Source organism: Methanobrevibacter sp., from assembly GCF_045586545.1.
In the GTDB taxonomy this organism is placed as follows: Archaea; Methanobacteriota; Methanobacteria; order Methanobacteriales; family Methanobacteriaceae; genus Methanocatella.
In genome coordinates, this window is the sequence record NZ_JAZNAN010000120.1 from 16548 (window position 1) to 32704 (window position 16157).

The 16157-nt window shown below is 37.6% G+C and carries 15 protein-coding genes; 7 read left to right on the forward strand and 8 right to left on the reverse strand.

Annotation, left to right across the window (positions count from 1 at the left end):
• Positions 1–63 precede the first annotated feature (63 nt).
• Both ACKI3D_RS08945 and ACKI3D_RS08950 read right to left on the reverse strand, forming a co-directional pair.
• Positions 64–804 (reverse strand): hypothetical protein, encoded by a 741-nt coding sequence (locus tag ACKI3D_RS08945; protein ID WP_407393839.1) that lies wholly within the window; start codon positions 802–804, stop codon positions 64–66.
• Positions 805–1205: 401 nt separating this feature from the next.
• Positions 1206–1373 carry a rubredoxin gene (locus ACKI3D_RS08950; RefSeq protein WP_407393842.1) on the reverse strand — a complete coding sequence of 56 codons (168 nt, stop codon included), beginning with the start codon at positions 1371–1373 and terminating at the stop codon, positions 1206–1208.
• Positions 1374–1534: 161 nt separating this feature from the next.
• Here ACKI3D_RS08950 and glmU point away from each other — a divergent pair, with 161 nt between their 5' ends.
• From glmU to ACKI3D_RS08975, 5 genes are read left to right on the forward strand one after another with little or no spacing between them, the layout of a single operon-like run.
• Entirely contained in the window at positions 1535–2815 is a 1281-nt protein-coding gene (gene glmU / locus ACKI3D_RS08955) for a bifunctional sugar-1-phosphate nucleotidylyltransferase/acetyltransferase (protein ID WP_407393844.1), read from the forward strand.
• A gap of 12 nt (positions 2816–2827) precedes the next feature.
• Complete coding sequence (locus tag ACKI3D_RS08960; protein ID WP_407393846.1) at positions 2828–3310, forward strand: gamma carbonic anhydrase family protein; 483 nt, start codon at positions 2828–2830, stop codon at positions 3308–3310.
• A gap of 3 nt (positions 3311–3313) precedes the next feature.
• Positions 3314–4414: a histidinol-phosphate transaminase gene (gene hisC / locus ACKI3D_RS08965; RefSeq protein WP_407393847.1), complete on the forward strand. Its 1101-nt coding sequence runs from the start codon at positions 3314–3316 to the stop codon at positions 4412–4414.
• On the forward strand, positions 4414–5121 hold the full coding sequence (locus ACKI3D_RS08970; protein ID WP_407393849.1) for an anaerobic ribonucleoside-triphosphate reductase activating protein: 708 nt from the start codon (positions 4414–4416) through the stop codon (positions 5119–5121). The genes hisC and ACKI3D_RS08970 overlap by 1 nt, the downstream gene beginning before the upstream one ends.
• Before the next feature lie 16 nt (positions 5122–5137).
• Entirely contained in the window at positions 5138–6274 is a 1137-nt protein-coding gene (locus ACKI3D_RS08975) for a tetratricopeptide repeat protein (protein WP_407393851.1), read from the forward strand.
• Between the two features lie 170 nt (positions 6275–6444).
• On the opposite strand, the gene glmM is transcribed toward ACKI3D_RS08975, so the two are convergent.
• Positions 6445–7809, reverse strand: coding sequence for a phosphoglucosamine mutase (gene glmM / locus ACKI3D_RS08980; protein ID WP_407393853.1), 1365 nt, complete (start codon positions 7807–7809; stop codon positions 6445–6447).
• A gap of 63 nt (positions 7810–7872) precedes the next feature.
• Positions 7873–8271, reverse strand: coding sequence for an exodeoxyribonuclease VII large subunit (locus tag ACKI3D_RS08985; protein ID WP_407393855.1), 399 nt, complete (start codon positions 8269–8271; stop codon positions 7873–7875).
• An 85-nt stretch (positions 8272–8356) separates the two neighbouring features.
• Here ACKI3D_RS08985 and ACKI3D_RS08990 point away from each other — a divergent pair, with 85 nt between their 5' ends.
• A complete protein-coding gene (locus tag ACKI3D_RS08990) occupies positions 8357–8989 on the forward strand; it encodes a queuosine precursor transporter (protein WP_407393856.1) in 633 nt (210 codons plus the stop codon).
• Here ACKI3D_RS08990 and ACKI3D_RS08995 read toward each other — a convergent pair.
• Both ACKI3D_RS08995 and thiC read right to left on the reverse strand, forming a co-directional pair.
• Positions 8986–10644 (reverse strand): ATP-dependent DNA ligase, encoded by a 1659-nt coding sequence (locus tag ACKI3D_RS08995; protein WP_407393857.1) that lies wholly within the window; start codon positions 10642–10644, stop codon positions 8986–8988. The two genes, ACKI3D_RS08990 and ACKI3D_RS08995, sit on opposite strands and share 4 nt — an antisense overlap.
• Positions 10645–11919 carry a phosphomethylpyrimidine synthase gene (gene thiC / locus ACKI3D_RS09000; protein WP_407393859.1) on the reverse strand — a complete coding sequence of 425 codons (1275 nt, stop codon included), beginning with the start codon at positions 11917–11919 and terminating at the stop codon, positions 10645–10647.
• Between the two features lie 83 nt (positions 11920–12002).
• On the opposite strand from thiC, the gene ACKI3D_RS09005 reads away from it, so the two are divergent.
• Entirely contained in the window at positions 12003–12668 is a 666-nt protein-coding gene (locus ACKI3D_RS09005; RefSeq protein ID WP_407393865.1) for a PolC-type DNA polymerase III, read from the forward strand.
• A gap of 20 nt (positions 12669–12688) precedes the next feature.
• Here ACKI3D_RS09005 and ACKI3D_RS09010 read toward each other — a convergent pair whose 3' ends face one another.
• Positions 12689–13522, reverse strand: coding sequence for a methanogenesis marker 8 protein (locus tag ACKI3D_RS09010; RefSeq protein WP_407393861.1), 834 nt, complete (start codon positions 13520–13522; stop codon positions 12689–12691).
• A 214-nt stretch (positions 13523–13736) separates the two neighbouring features.
• Positions 13737–15932, reverse strand: a complete 2196-nt coding sequence (locus ACKI3D_RS09015) for a CDC48 family AAA ATPase (protein ID WP_407393863.1) — start codon at positions 15930–15932, stop codon at positions 13737–13739.
• Between the last annotated feature and the right edge of the window lie 225 nt (positions 15933–16157).

A 16157-nucleotide genomic window follows, 5' to 3' on the forward strand; every position in this document is an offset into this window, starting at 1 on the left:
ATATTTTGCACAAATGTTAACGAGTACTGAATAGTGCCTGTTTTAAACACGAAATATGCTAAGCTATTTCTTAAGTTCTTTAATTAATGTTTGAAGTTCGTCTAATTTTTTATCATAGCTCTCAAGTTTGCTATTGAAATGGCGTATTAAAATGGCGGCGGTCAATGTTGCGGTTGCAGCACTGGAGAGTATATATCCGCTCCAAACCAGAATAATGCTGTCAATTTTTCCTCCGGTAGTGTCGCCCAGGATTGCATAACCGTTACTTGTAAAAGCATTGGAAACCATTACTACAGCATTTAAAGGATCTTCATTTTCGACAAACATTGTAATGACAATACTGAAAAAGAGTATTGAAAACAGAAGGATTATTGAAAAGCCCAATCTGTGCCTGTCTGTATAACTTTTAAATTTGTCATAGAAATATTTCATTAAATACAGGAAAGCAGGAATACGTAAAAAGTCCCAATATTCAAGCAGGGATTCTCCAAAGATTAAAAATGCAATGGATGCAATAGGTATTAAGAAAAATAATAATATCCAGCTTTTCTTTGATGATTTATCATAGATTATGGATGCGATATATACTGAAAGAATGATGTCCAAAACGGAATGGAGAACGTAAAACTCAGGGTTATTGCTTAAAATTATCTCATTGTCAAAAAAGAAATTTGTAATTGATATGAATAAAAGCAACATCATTACCAAGTAATATACCTGTTTTAATGTTTTGACTTCCTCTTCTGGAAGATATTCTGTAGGATTTAGAAATTTAAATGAAGTGTCACTAAATTTCTCTATCAAATATCTTCCAATATGGAATAATATTACAAATATTAATATTGAAACACAAATTGAATAAAATACTCATATAACTCCATAATCATCTAGTAATTTATTGTTTTCTGTTCTGCCTTTGTCTATATGGATAGAAATCTACTCAACTTCAAAAAACATATGCATCAATTGCATATAAAAGGATTCCAATCTTTTTGTTTTTATTTAATTTATCCATCAGTAAATTTGATTCCCGTTTAGTATTAGGGCCTGAGATTTTAAGTATGTATAGTATATTTTTGAAAGTTAAAATAATTTTCTAAATTTAATCAACAGGGATATGATAATTTTTACAAGTTAAAAAAATGTTTTAAAAAAAGAGTTCGGTAAATGTATTTTTAAAAAAATAAAGAATAGAAGAAGAGAATTTATTCTTCTTCTGCGATGAATGCGTCAATACCTAATGCTGCGCATTCTGGGCAAGCCCAACCTTCTGGCATGTCTGCAGGAGTTGCTCCAGCAGGGATGTCGTATGCAGGGTCTCCTTTTTCTGAATCAAATCTGTATTCACAATGTAAACAAACATAGATAGTCATTTTAATAATCTCCTTTTGTGTTTTATGATTAGCATAGCTAATATAGTCTTATTATATTCTAACTATTATTTATAATTTAGTTATAGTTATAGTAAACTTAATTTATAATGAAAGTGTAAAATATATAACATTATTATATATTTTTAGGGGATAGTGAAAAAATGAAAGCAATTATTTTAAGCGCTGGCGAAGGTTCGAGGATGAGGCCATTAACACTCACAAAGCCGAAAACCATGTTGCCGGTCGCTGGAAAACCAATCATGCAATATAATATCGAATCATTAAGGGACAACGGTATTAAGGATATCTTATTGATTGTCCGTTACAAAGAAGAAATGGTTCGGGATTACTTTGGTGATGGCAGTAAGTTCGGTGTCAATATCACTTACAAAACTCAAAAGGATTTCCTGGGAACTGCCAATGCAATCAGTTACGGTGAGGATTTCATTGAAGACAGCATAATTGTTCTAAACGGAGACATTATCTTGGATGACGAGATAATCAATGAAATCATCAAGAAATACAACTATATGAAACCTGATACTTTGATGCTTTTGACTGAAGTTGAAGATCCTTCCGCTTTCGGGGTTGTGGAAATCGAAAATGGATGCATCAAAAGCATTGTTGAAAAGCCTTCCAAAGAGGAAGCTCCAAGCAATCTTGTCAATGCAGGAATCTACGTATTCAATGAGGACATTTTCGAAAAAATCAAAAAGACTGAACTTTCAGAAAGAGGGGAATACGAAATCACAGATTCAGTCTCCCTGCAGATTGAAGATGGCAAAAAAGTAATGGGCCATAAGACCAACAAGGATTGGATTGATGTGGGACGTCCTTGGGAATTGATTGAAGTAAATGAAGAGCTAATCGGCCAACTCAAAACTGAAATCAAAGGACATATTGAGGATGGAGCTCATATCCATGGGGAAATCTTTTTGGATGAAGGAAGTGTAATTAGAGCAGGAGTTTATATTGAAGGCAATGTCTACATTGGTAAAAACTGTGATATAGGTCCTAACTCTTACATTAGAGGTAATTCTTATTTTGGTGATCATGTGCATGTTGGAAATGCTGTTGAAATCAAGAACTCAATCATTATGGAAAACACCAACGTCAGCCATTTGAGTTATGTTGGGGATTCCGTAATCGGTTCCAATTGTAACATTGCAGCGGGAACCAACATTGCAAACTTGCGTTTTGACAATAAATCCGTTAAAACAAAGATTAAGAATAGAATGATTGATAGTGGAAGGCGTAAATTGGGTTCCATTATTGGGGACTCCGTAAAAACTGGAATCAACTCCAGCTTCTCACCGGGAGTTAAGGTGGGATATAATTCCACTATAGGTTCAGGGGTTTTGTTGTATGATGATGTACCCTCCGATACAAGAGTATTGGTAAAACAGAATCATATTATTCAAGACAAGAAAGCTAAAAAATAAATTGGCGATATTATGGAAAATAAAAAAGACTCTATTGTAATATGCCCAGGTGCACAGGTAATCGGTGATGTTGAATTAGGCGAAAATGTCTCTATATGGCATGGAGCTGTTGTAAGGGGAGATACCGATAGCATAGCTATCGGCGACAATTCAAATGTCCAGGATAACTGTGTTGTTCACTGCACTAAAGGTTTTCCGGTTGTAATTGGCGAAAACGTTTCTGTAGGTCATGGAGCCGTTGTTCACGGATGCAAATTGGATGATAATGTTTTGATTGGAATGAATGCCACCGTTTTGAATGGAGCCCACATTTCTAAAAATTCAATTGTGGGTGCAGGTGCTGTCGTAAGTGAAGGCAAGGACTTCCCTGAAGGCAGTTTGATTTTAGGCGTTCCTGCAAAAGCAATCAAGCAGGTTACTCCAGAACAAATCCAGATGATACAAAATAATGCAGATAACTATGTAAGATTGTCTAAACAGTATAAGGATGAATAGATTATGAAAGCAAGAAAAATAGTAGATGAAATGGATTCATATGTCCCTGGAAGGTCTCAGGATGAGATTGCTCAAGATTTCAACTTAAAAAAAGAGGATATCATTAAATTAGGTTCTAATGAAAATCCTTGGGGACCATCTCCAAAAGCTATGGAAGCCATCAAAGAGGAAATAAAATCGATCAACAGATACCCTGAATCCCAGCTTAAGGAACTTGTACATGAAATGGCGAAATATGCAGGAGTTAAGGATTCACAGGTAATTGTCGGTGGTGATGGGGCTGATGAAGTCATTGATGTTCTTGCAAAAACATTCATCGATGAAGGAGACGAATTTATAGTTCCCCTTCCATCCTATATGTATTATGAATACTTGCTGCAGCAATATGGTGCCAAACCGGTTTATGCTCGCTGGGATTTGGAAAAGAATGAATTGGATGTTGATTCAATATTTGAAGCCATCAGCGATAAGACCAAAATGATTTTCCTGTGCAGTCCGAACAATCCTACAGGCACATTGATTGAAAAGGAAGTTTTGGCAGATATTGCTTCCAAAAACCCGGAAGTTTTAATTATCATCGATGAAGCTTACTTTGAATACTCTGAAGTGACAAATAAGGATTTGATTAATGAATTTGGCAATGTTTTCATCATTCGTACAATGTCTAAAGTGTTGGGTCTTGCAGGTATGAGAATTGGTTATGGTCTTGCATGTGAAGAGATTATTGAGTACATGCACAGAATCAAGCCGGTATTTTCACTAACCCGATTATCATTTGTAGCTGCCCTCAATACTTTTAGAGATACTGAATACATCGAGGAATCAATTCAAAAAGGAATTGAATCAAGGCAATATTTATATGATGAAGTGTCTAAAATTGAAGGATTAAATCCATTTCCCTCTAAATCCAACTTCATATTGATACGCATTAAGGATACTGGATTTACAGCATCAGAACTGACCTTTGAGCTTATGAAAAGGGGAATCATTGTCAGGGATTGCACTTCATTTAAAGGATTAGATGATTATTGGATTAGGATAAGTATCTGTACACTTGAAGAGGATAAGAAATTCATTGAAATTTTAAAAGAGGTTTTAAACTAATGTATATTGGCGGAACGGTAATATCTTCAGTGGAATTTCATGGAAACATGTCTTTAGTCATTTTCATGTCAAAATGTCCGCTGGCCTGCAGATATTGTCACAATGTTGAGCTTCTGGAAGATGAAACTGAATGGTCTTTTGAAAAAGTTAAAGAGGAAATTGACTCTTCAGCCGATTTTTTGGATGCCGTTGTGATTTCCGGTGGAGAGCCATTGGTTCAAACCGATGCCGTCATTGAAATATTGAAATATGTTAAAGATATTGGTTTAAAAACCAAATTGGATACAAGCGGAATTTATCCGGATAAAATCAAACAGATATTGGATTCGAATCTGCTTGATTTCGTTTCGCTGGATATCAAAACCACCTTTTCAAAATACAGAAAAATCACCGGAGCCAATGTAGGCTTTCAGGTTAAAAAATCAATGGATTTAATCAACCAGGCAGGAGTTCCTCTCGAGGCAAGGACAACATATGTTCCGACATTGCATACGAAAAAGGACATTATCAATCTTGTCGATGAGATTGAAGCCGATATTTATACCATACAGCAATTCAGAAACAAGAATGTGCTTGACCCTGCTCTGGAAAAAGTGGAGGTCCCAAATCCTCATGATTTGGCAAAGTTGGCCCGTGAAATCAAGCCGTACTTCAACGGCATTGTTAAGGTAAAGTCTGGAGAATTTGGAGAACAGATAATTGAATAGTTAAGGAGTGTTTAAAATGCCGATTTTATCATTTTCAAGCAATGATATTGATGTCATCACTGGTAAGAAAACCAGAACCATACGTAAAGCATGGAAAACACCTCTTAAGGTTGGAGACAGACTTTATTGCTATTGGAATCTAGTTTCAAAAGAAAAGATGAAGATTTTTGAAGCTTTTGTCACCGGCGTTGAGGACATTTCATTTGATGAAATTGAAGGAAATGATGAATTGGCTCGCCAGGAAGGATTTAAGGATTCCAAGGATATGCTAAGAGAATTTAAGAAGATGTATGGTGGAAGAATCGAGCCCAATGAAAAGTTCCAAATTATTTATTTTGAAAAGATTCACATTGATGACTGGAAAGGCGACAAGATAGATGAAAAAGCTATGATTACCAAAAGGGCGGACATCCTATTTGACAGCGGAAAATTCGACAAATCCACAATGTGCTATGATGCTGCATTAAGGCTTGATCCCCACGACGTCTATTTGTTGAATAAGCAGGGGGATAATCTCTCAAGGCTTGGAAGGTTCATTGATGCCATCGAGTGCTATGACAAGGCATTGGAGATAGAACCCGACAACATCTACATTTTAAATAACAAGGCTATTGCCCTTTTGAACTCAGGAAATGTTAATGAAGCATTGAAAGTAAGCAATATCGCTTATAACTATCGTCCAAGCAGTCCGATTGTACTTTATTGGAGAGGTTTTATTCTTGAGGTGCTCGGAAGATATGATGATGCCTTAAAGGTATACGATAAGCTTATTGTAATCGATGGTGAAAACCCTGAAGTCTGGAATTCTAGAGGCAACCTGTTGACTGATATGGGAATGCTGGAAGAAGCTATAGAATCTTTTGACAAGGCAGTTGAAGTTTGTTTGGATGATTCTGAAATGGATGCTTCAGCAATAAATCGTATGGGCAATGCATATATTGATTTGGGTAAATTTGATGAGGCTTTAGAGTGTTTCAATAAAGCAATTTCCCTTGAAAATTATAATATCGATTTCTTATTGAATAAGGGTGTCGTATTGATGGAATTGGGCAAATTTGAAGAGGCCGTTGAAAGTTTCAATCAGGTACTTTTGAGAAGTCCTGATAATGAGGATGCATTTTTCCTGAAAGAAGAATGTTTGGAATACTTTTAAAATTTTTGCCAGTTCATGTAGATTAGTATATTTTAATTGTCTGATTTTTGCAAACTCTTTTTTTATTTTAAAAGTAGCTATAATTTAATAAAATAAGTTTTGAAAAATAGCTATTTAATCGAAGCTATTTTTCATTTAATTGATTTGAATGATGATGCCTTTTGGGTTAACTATTTTTTGTATTTCTTGATTAGGCTTATTCCCCATTCGGTCATTTCATCAGCTTTGTCCTGTGAGTCAGATTCGGCAAAGCATCTGAAAATCGGTTCGGTTCCTGATGGCCTAATGATTACCCAACCGTCATCTTTAAGAATTTTAACTCCGTCTGTCAAGTCAAGTTCAAAATCAGTAGTGTCCTGAATTTCCTTTGCAATGCTGGACATTACAAATTCCTTTTCATCGTCCGGGCACTCGATTTTCATCTTTTTGGCGTAATAAACCGGAAGTTCGGCCACGAGTTCGGACAGTGGCTTTTTCTCTTTTGCAATGATTTCCAGGATTTTGGCAACGGTCATTACTGCATCCCTTCCATATACGAAGTCAGGGAAAATCAGTCCTCCGTTTTCTTCTCCGCCGAATAATCCGTCTTCATCCTTGAGTTTACGTGCAACAAGTAAATCTCCAACGGCAGTAGCTATTACTTCTCCGTTATATTTTTCTGCAACATCATAAATGGCTTGTGAAGTTGCAACGGTAGTGACAATGATTCCTCCGTCATTTTCCTTAAGCATTTGCTTTTCGACAAGGGTGAATGTTTTGTCGCCCAAAACGAAGTTACCTTTTTCATCAATGCAGATGGTTCTGTCGGCGTCGCCGTCGTGGGCAAGGCCAATGTCTGCGCCTAGTTCCTTTACGACGCTGATTAGTTCCTGAAGGTTTTCTTCGATTGGTTCAGGGTCACGGCCAGGGAAAAATCCATCAGGCTGGCAGTTAAGGGTTGTCACATCGCATCCCAGTTTCTGAATCAGGTAAGGTGCGGTAAAACAGCCCGCTCCGCTTCCGCAGTCAACAACCACTTTCAGGTTGGCTTCACGAATTGCATCGGCATCAACTTTAGAGATTGCCTCATCAACATATTCATCGATAATCTTGTCGTTATGGTAGATCTGGCCGATTTCAGAGAACTCTACTCTGATCGGTTCTTCATCGAAGTATAACTTTTCAATTGCAAGGTCCATCTCATCAGGTATTCCGATACCGTATTCATCCAAAAATTTAAGCCCATTGTATTTTGGAGGGTTATGTGAAGCTGTAATCATTACTCCACCGTCATAATACTTGCGAACTGCATATTGGACACCCGGTGTTGGAAGGATTCCTAAATCCACCACGTCACATCCAGAAGATAAAAGTCCTGCTTTCACGGCTTCCTTTAACATTGGAGTGGAGGTTCTTGTATCTCCGCCAACAGCTACAGTTCCTTGAATTTGAGAACCGTAACATGCTGCAAGCCTTGATGCAAATTCAGGAGTTAAAACATCATTTGCTGTTCTTCTCACTCCAAAAGTTCCGAACAATCTTTTCTTATCAGACATATTTAAAATTCCTATTCATTAATTATATACTACTTTTGCATTTTTTTAAATAAATAGATATTGTTAATTGATTATCCGTAAACTGTCGCCGCTCGATAAAATCAGCTCCAGATTTGATTTATATTCCGTTATTGTTCCGGTAACTTCGACTTTGCGATTTTTAAACATGTCAATATCCAGGTTTCTTGATTCGATTTCAGCCAGCTGCTTTTCAAATATTATCAATTGGATTTGGGATTCCCCATCATTGATGGTTAAGAAATAGCTGGTCTTTGAGCTTGACTGCGCAATATCTGTTATCACGCCGTCCACCCGTACCTTTTCATCAATCATCGATCTTGAAATGTCTTTTATTTCAACTTCCTTAACTTCAATCGATGGAGTAAAGATTATCAAACCTATAATTCCAATTAAGGAAGTTATTAAAGCTATTCTCAGTAATTTGTCATCTGTAATTTCCATACTTTTTAAGTTGTTTTTGAAGTTAAAATATCCGATAGGATTTCGGCTTGTAAAATTTATTTATGTGTGTAAATATACTAGTATTATGTTTGAAAATCTAACGAAAAATGAGCTGTATGCCACTTTGACAGGTGTTTTCACTGCATGTTTAATAGTGTCAAACATCACTGCCGGCAAACCGGTTGACTGTTTCTATTTCACCCTGCCTTCTGCGGTGATAATTTTTCCGCTGATTTATATTATTAATGATGTTCTTGCAGAAGTATACGGTTATGAAAAAGCCCGTCGGACAATCTTACTTGGATTTTTCATGAATCTGGTTGCAGTGATTTGTTTTACCTTAACAATTCTATTTCCTGCACCTGCATTTTTTGAAAATTCCGAAGCATTTGGCATAGTTTTGGGAAATACTTTCAGATTATTGATGGCAGGATTCATCGCATATTTGGTCGGCAGCCTGGTCAATGCAAAACTTATGACTTACCTTAAGAAATGGGATGAGGAAAAGCTATTCTTCAGATGTATAGTTTCAACACTTTTTGGTGAAGGGTTGGACGCATTAATCTATATTACTCTTGCATTTTTCGGAACAATGCCTACAGAAACATTATTAGTGATGATTGTAGCTCAAGCATTTGTCAAAACATTATATGAAATTATATTCTATCCAATAACAAGAACTGTTATCCATAAGGTTAGAGGATTGCCTGAGAATTAATTTCCAGTTTCATACATTGAAATCAATCTCTCAACGGTGTCCGCATCCATCGGACCCTTGTCTTTCCTTATGTTTTTAACGACAGGGAATCTTAATGAGTATCCGGTTTCATATTCCGGGGATTCGACAATTTCGGAAAATGCAATTTCCAGAACTATTTTCGGTTCAACAATTATCTCTCTTCCTTTGGTTGAAATTTCAAGTTCCTTCATTTTTCCGGTCAGATACTCTAAAGTGGCATCGTCAAGGCCTGTTGCGGCATAAGCCACGCTTTTGAATTCGTTGTTTTCATCCCTTAAAGCTACCAAATAAGATCCGACAAAGTCCCCTCTTTTTCCGATTCCGTAGGTTCCTCCGATTACAACCATGTCAAGGGTTTCAGGCTCTGCTTTAAATTTAAGCATTTTTTTGCCTCTAAGTCCTGGAATATACGGTTCGTTGCAGTCCTTAATCATTATTCCTTCGTGGCCTTCATTGATTGATGTTTCAAACAGTTCCTGAATTTCGGAAAGGTTGTCTGCAGTTCCAATCATTTTTGTACTTAGGTTCATTTCATCAACTGATGTGTCAACGATGCTTTCCAAAACTTTTCTTCTATTTTTCAAAGGCTCATCAATCATTGGAACCTTATAGTAGAGCACATCAAATAAGTATAATTTCAACGGAACGTTCTCCATAGCTTCTTCAACATTGTACTTTCTTCTAACACGATGCAGGATGTTCTGGAAAGGCAGAGGCTTGCCGTCACGTGTAGCAATCACTTCCCCTTCCACAATGTAGTCTTCATGAGGGAGGTGTTCATCGAACAGTTCGACGATTTCCGGAAGCGCATGAGTGATGTTTTCAAGTCTGCGTGTGAATATGTTGATTTCATCATCTTTCCTGTGGACCTGAAGCCTGATTCCGTCGTATTTTGTATCGCAAAGCGCAGATCCCATTTCCGGAATGATTTCCTCCAATGGAGGAGCAAGCTGCGCAAGCATCGGTTTGACAGGGGTTCCAGGTGTTAAGTTGAGTTTTTCAAGTCCGGCACTGCCCTGCTCTTTGGCGGTTCTTGCCACTACTGAAAAGTCATTTGTAAGCATCTGGGCTCTTTCAACGATTTTTTTGTCAATGTCGAAGGCCTGAGCTATTGCATCACGGACTATTCCATCGCCGACGCCGATTCTTAACTCTTCAGTAATTGTCCTTGTCAGGTATTTCGCTTCTGTAGCGCTTGCCTGTGAGAGCAATTCCAAAAGGATTGCAATTTTTCGGTTGGTTGACCTTGATCCTGAAATCCTGGATAATTTGCGAAGGCTATTGAAGACGAAATCGATTGTCAGTGGCTGTGAGAAGAATGTCATCTGGGACTTTTTGGCATATAATTTGATGCAGGCAAGACCGATGTCTCCTTCGTCACGAACTGCATCCTCAACGGCAGCTTGTGTTGTTCCAACCGCTTCAGCAACCGCTCTTTCAACCAGTTTTGCTCCGATTCCAATTTCTTCAGAGCTCCATGCCGGAAACACTACTCCTAAAATCAGCAGCCCCACCTTTTCAATGGTGTCTGAATCCAATTTTTTCAAGTATTCAGCTATTATTTCAGTTTTTTCCAGCCTTTTTGTTGTCGCTTCAAGCGCTGAGTAAACGTCAACAAGTTCCTGATATTTCATTTAAAAGTCTCCTTTTGCAATCTTTACTGCACAATATTCTCCACACATTGCACACATTTCATTATCGTCAAGTTCGCATTTGTCACGATATTGTCTTGGTTTGGACTTGTCTAAAGCGAGGTCAAATTGAGCTTCCCAGTCAAATTCCCTTCTGGCCTTTGCCATTGCTTTTTCACGGGTCCATGCTGAGTCAAGCCCTTTTGCAACATCTGCAGCTTCGGCAGCAATCTTGGAAGCTATGACTCCTTCCTTAACGTCTTCCAGGCTAGGCAGTGACAAATGTTCTGCGGGGGTTACATAACACAAGAAGTTAGCGCCCGCAGTTGCCGCAATTGCCCCTCCGATAGCTCCGGTAATGTGGTCATAGCCGGGAGCGATGTCAGTTACCAATGGGCCCAACACGTAAAATGGAGCTCCGTGACATATTGTCTTTTGGATTTCCATATTGGCTTTAATCTGATTCAATGGCATGTGTCCTGGGCCTTCCACCATTACCTGCACATTGGCGTCCTGGGCTCTTTTAACGAGTGTGCCTAGATTCACAAGCTCTTGAATTTGAGGGATATCGCTTGCATCAGCCAGACAGCCCGGCCTTAGCCCATCGCCTAAGGATAAAGTAATGTCATATTCATAGGATAGCTCCAAAAGGTAATCGTAGTTTTCATATAACGGGTTTTCCATTTCATTGTGGTTAATCCAAGAGGCCATGAATGTTCCGCCACGGCTTACGATTCCCATCATCCTTTTTGCATCCTTTAGCTTTTGAACAAGGTCTTTTGTGATTCCACAGTGGAGTGTCATGAAGTCCACCCCTTCTTTTGCCTGGTTTTCAATGGCCTTGAAGATATCGTCCGGGTCCATATCAATGATTTCCTTGTTCTTTGCGAGAGTTACAACTCCTGCTTCATAAATCGGAACGGTACCGATACAAATGTCAACGGCATCCATGATTTTTTTCCTGAATAGTTTTAAGTCAGAACCGGTAGACAAGTCCATCAATGCATCAGCACCATATTCCTGTGCCAATTTTGCCTTGTTGATTTCAAGTTCGATATCATCGATTTTAGATGAAGAACCGATATTTGCATTGATTTTGGTTCTTAAGCCTTCTCCAATTCCGCATGGTATTGAATGTCCGTTGATATTTTTTGGAATTACAACTAATCCCTTGTCAATTAATCTAGCTAGTTTATTTACATCTATATTTTCTGCTTTTGCAACATGCTCCATTTCAGGAGTGATGTTGCCTTTTTGAGCTTCACTTTTTTGAGTCAAATTTATCCCTCATGTTGACTAATCACTATTAATTATATAGTTTAAACTATATAGAATTACTTAAAATTATTTTTTAATTGGATGTGTTTATTATTAAAATTATATTTTTTGACACTGAAACTTCCGGTCTTGACTGCAGGGACTGCAAAATTATTGAACTTGCCATGCTCACAGTTGAAGATGGAGTCATAACTGATGATTATGATGAGTTTGTAAATATTGGACAGCCGATTCATCCAAGAATCACTCAAATTACCAGCATTACAAATGACATGCTAAAAAATAAGGGATTGGATGAAAGAAAAGTGGCGCAAGACATTGCTGAGAGATTAACTCCCGGAACATTAATGATTGCTCATAACTGCCAATTCGATTTGTCATTTGTATATACTTTGCTTAAAAGGCATTTTCCTGATGATGCTGAGGAAATTATCGGAAATGTTGACTGGTTAGATACATTAACAGTTCTTAAGGATAGAAAGGAATATCCTCACAAGCTGATTGATGCCGTAAAATATTATGGGATTGAGGAAGTTCATTTCCATAGAGCTATTGATGATACAAAGGCTTTACGTAATGTAGCAATAGCATTGAGAGATGAACGTGACGATTTGGCAGAATACATTAACGTATTCGGATTCAATCCTAAATATGGTGTTGGCGGTTTAAGGTTCCCATTTATTGAATATAAAAAACAGTATTTTGTTAAGCGTATTGTTAGTGAAGATAATATTTTGCCTAGAAAGTAGAACTTTCTAGGAGTTATATTTTAAATTAATGGATAAGGCAAATCTGGATCGTCCTTTTTAGGTTTTTCCCCTCCAATTCTTTCTAGACGCATCTCTAGAAACTTCTTACCGTTTTCAGTATGGGCAAAAATCGGAATGGATTGTCCTACAGTCTTTATACTTTCAGCTTCACCAATCTTTCTCATATTTTTAGATGAACAGCCTGTTGCAACATCACACACGTCAAACAATGCACGGGCTTCTTCAGGAGTTCTTTTTGAAGTATGCACTACAAAAACATATATATTAACATCAGGATTCTCTTCTCTTAACTTTTCAATTCCTTCCGCATCACTAGCTAGTGCAACAGTGACTGCAATGTTTTTATACCCATTTTTGATTGCAAGTTCGATACCTTTAATCTGATTTATCTCAGCGGTTTCAGGATTAACAATATTTTCTTCGCCAATTTCAGGTATCAGTTCTGGAATCGGGCTGGTTTTAACAAGTCCTGAAACTCTACCTCCAATTCCCTGTACGAGTTCAGGTTCTGTAACTATTATTGTTCCGCAGCCTTCCAATACCATTACTACGGAGTCAATTGCATTTTCATCAAGTAATGTGCACATTATCTCTGAAATTCCAAAGCTTAAGAAATCTTTCATTCTTAATTGGCGATTAGGAGTACACATTCCAAAATCATCAATTCTGAACTGAATGTTTTTTTCAACCACTTCTTTAGTTAGTTTTTTGATTCCCCTATGGTGATCAAAAAGAGGACAGTACTCAACCTGGGGTTCGGTAACATCTACAACTTTACCATCTTTAATGGTTACTTGGCTCAATCCTAATGCTTCGATAATATGTTCGCTCATGATTTTAACTATTGTTAAATGAGTATTTAAAGTTGTCATCGTTTGTTAAAAATAGTATTCAAATAGAGGTTGTGGGAAGATTCCATATCTTCCCAATTTGGTAGAGAGAATTAGTTAAATAGGAGGTTGTGGGAAAGATGTCTGTATCTTTCCCGGAATATGGTTAGAAATCAAATAAATAATAAAGAGGAGGGAGGGAAGTTATGGTTCTTCCCTACATATATTGAACTAACTGTTCATCTGGTGTGTTATTTCCAGGCTTCACTTTATCGATTGCGTCTTTAAAGTATTTATTTGGGATTTCTTTAGCATCGAGGTTTTCTCTTAAAGTAAGCATTGCTGCTTCTCTGCATACTGCTTCAATGTCTGCTCCAACGTATCCGTCAGTGTTTTTAGCCAATTTTTTAAGATCAACGTCTTCTGCAAGAGGCATGTCTTTGGTGTGTACTTTGAATATTGCTAATCTTGCTTCTTCATCAGGTTCTTTGACTTGGATGTGTCTGTCGAATCTTCCAGGTCTCATTAGTCCTGCATCTAAAATGTCAGGTCTGTTGGTTGCTGCAATGATTGCAACATCTTCAAGCTCTTCCAAACCGTCCATTTCAGTTAGAAGCTGATTTACAACTCTTTTGGTCACGCCGCTATCAGTATCATTTCCGCTACGTGCGCTGGCTATAGCATCGATTTCATCGAAAAAGATCACTGTTGGTGAAGCCTGTTTTGCTTTTCTGAATACTTCTCTGACACCTTTTTCAGATTCTCCGACCCATTTGGATAAGAGTTCAGGACCTTTGACAGAAATGAAGTTCGCTTCGCTTTCACTTGCAACTGCTTTTGCAAGCAAAGTTTTACCAGTTCCTGGAATTCCGTAAAGCAATGTTCCTTTTGGAGGTCTAATTCCTAAGCGTTGGAAGGTTTCAGGGTGTTTTAATGGCCATTCAACAGCTTCTTTAAGTTCTTGTTTTACGTCTTCAAGACCACCTACATCATCCCATTTGATATCTGGGATTTGGACAAGAACCTCTCTTAAAGCTGAAGGTTGGATTTCTTTTTGTGCATTTTTGAAATCGTCGCCTGTAACAACGATTTTTTCCATTACTTCTTTTGGAATTTCTTCGTCGTTCTGGATTTCTGGCAAAATTCTTCTGACTACCCTCATTGCAGCTTCTTTACATAATGATTCAAGATCAGCTCCTACAAATCCGTGGGTTGTATTTGCGATTTTGTCCAAATCAACGTCTTCTGCAAGAGGCATGTTTCTGGTGTGTATTTCAAGTACTTCTTTTCGCTCTTCTGAGTCAGGTACTCCTATTTCGATTTCTCTGTCAAATCTTCCCGGCCTTCTTAATGCTGGGTCGAGAGAATCTGGTCTGTTTGTTGCACCAATCACTACGACTTGGCCACGGGATTTAAGGCCATCCATTAATGTAAGAAGTTGAGCTACGGTCCTTCTTTCAACTTCCCCATTTGTTTCTTCTCTTTTTGGTGCAATTGCATCTAATTCATCGATAAATATGATTGAAGGAGAGTTTTCTTCTGCTTCTTCGAAGTATTCCCTTAAGTTCTCTTCGGATCCGCCCACATATTTGCTCATGATTTCAGGGCCGTTTATTGCAATGAAATGAGCATCACTTTCACTGGCTACCGCTTTAGCCAGTAATGTTTTACCAGTACCTGGTGGGCCATGCATCAATACTCCTTTTGGCGGTGCAATACCTAGTTTTTCAAAGAGTTCTGGTCTTTTAAGAGGAATTTCAATCATTTCTCTTACTTTTTTAACCTCTTCTTTTAAACCGCCAATGTCTTCGTAGCTTACGTCTACTAGGTTTCCGACACCTTCGATTTTGCTTACATCAACTGGGGTTTCGTGTAATTGTACTTCGGTATTTGGACCGACAATGACGATGTCTTTCGGATTGGTTGACACAACAGCGAATTTGATTTCTTTCATGGTTGGTGTGAAGTCCATCAATTCTTCAAACAGACTGTTGAAGCCCATGCTTGGTCTAGGGGCTCTGATTTGTGATCCGATTATGTCACCTTGCATCATTACCTTTCCGGCAAACAGTCCACGTACATCTCCTTGTACACGGATGTTGTTTTCAATAGGTGCTAAAACGACTTTTTTTGCTTCTGTCGCTTGTGTTTTTTTAATTGTGACTTCTCCGCCGATTGTTGCTCCGGAATTTTTACGGACCAGTCCGTCAATTCTTATAACTCCAAGACCTATATCGGTTTGAGAGGGAAGCGCGATAGCTGCAGTTCTTTTTTCTCCAACAATTTCAATCAAGTCTCTTTCTTTGATTCCTAAATCGTCCATGACGTTCGGATCAAGTCTTGCCACTCCTTGACCAACGTCTTTTTGTGAAATTGCTTCTGCAACTTTTAGTGTGATTTCATTTTCTGCCATATTATCATCTCCTTTTTGGCTGTAATGTAATAAATGTAAATTGTGTCAATCTTTTTGTTACTTTTTGTAACTTTATTGACAAACATATCTGTGTATGTTTTACTATATAAAGGTTTCGGTTTTGACACTTTTTCAATTCTTATTTAAAATACGTTGTTTGTCTTAAAATTACTTGTATTAATTTATTTTTAAATAATTTTATTTTAAAATTTAAATTTTATAAAA

What these genes read in the sequence shown, in the direction of transcription:
- ACKI3D_RS08950 (WP_407393842.1), bottom strand. Translation starts at nt 1,373, where the DNA reads ATGACTATCTATGTTTGTTTACATTGTGAATACAGATTTGATTCAGAA.
- glmU (WP_407393844.1), top strand. Translation starts at nt 1,535, where the DNA reads ATGAAAGCAATTATTTTAAGCGCTGGCGAAGGTTCGAGGATGAGGCCA.
- ACKI3D_RS08960 (WP_407393846.1), top strand. Translation starts at nt 2,828, where the DNA reads ATGGAAAATAAAAAAGACTCTATTGTAATATGCCCAGGTGCACAGGTA.
- hisC (WP_407393847.1), top strand. Translation starts at nt 3,314, where the DNA reads ATGAAAGCAAGAAAAATAGTAGATGAAATGGATTCATATGTCCCTGGA.
- ACKI3D_RS08970 (WP_407393849.1), top strand. Translation starts at nt 4,414, where the DNA reads ATGTATATTGGCGGAACGGTAATATCTTCAGTGGAATTTCATGGAAAC.
- ACKI3D_RS08975 (WP_407393851.1), top strand. Translation starts at nt 5,138, where the DNA reads ATGCCGATTTTATCATTTTCAAGCAATGATATTGATGTCATCACTGGT.
- glmM (WP_407393853.1), bottom strand. Translation starts at nt 7,809, where the DNA reads ATGTCTGATAAGAAAAGATTGTTCGGAACTTTTGGAGTGAGAAGAACA.
- ACKI3D_RS08985 (WP_407393855.1), bottom strand. Translation starts at nt 8,271, where the DNA reads ATGGAAATTACAGATGACAAATTACTGAGAATAGCTTTAATAACTTCC.
- ACKI3D_RS08990 (WP_407393856.1), top strand. Translation starts at nt 8,357, where the DNA reads ATGTTTGAAAATCTAACGAAAAATGAGCTGTATGCCACTTTGACAGGT.
- ACKI3D_RS08995 (WP_407393857.1), bottom strand. Translation starts at nt 10,644, where the DNA reads ATGAAATATCAGGAACTTGTTGACGTTTACTCAGCGCTTGAAGCGACA.
- ACKI3D_RS09010 (WP_407393861.1), bottom strand. Translation starts at nt 13,522, where the DNA reads ATGAGCGAACATATTATCGAAGCATTAGGATTGAGCCAAGTAACCATT.
- ACKI3D_RS09015 (WP_407393863.1), bottom strand. Translation starts at nt 15,932, where the DNA reads ATGGCAGAAAATGAAATCACACTAAAAGTTGCAGAAGCAATTTCACAA.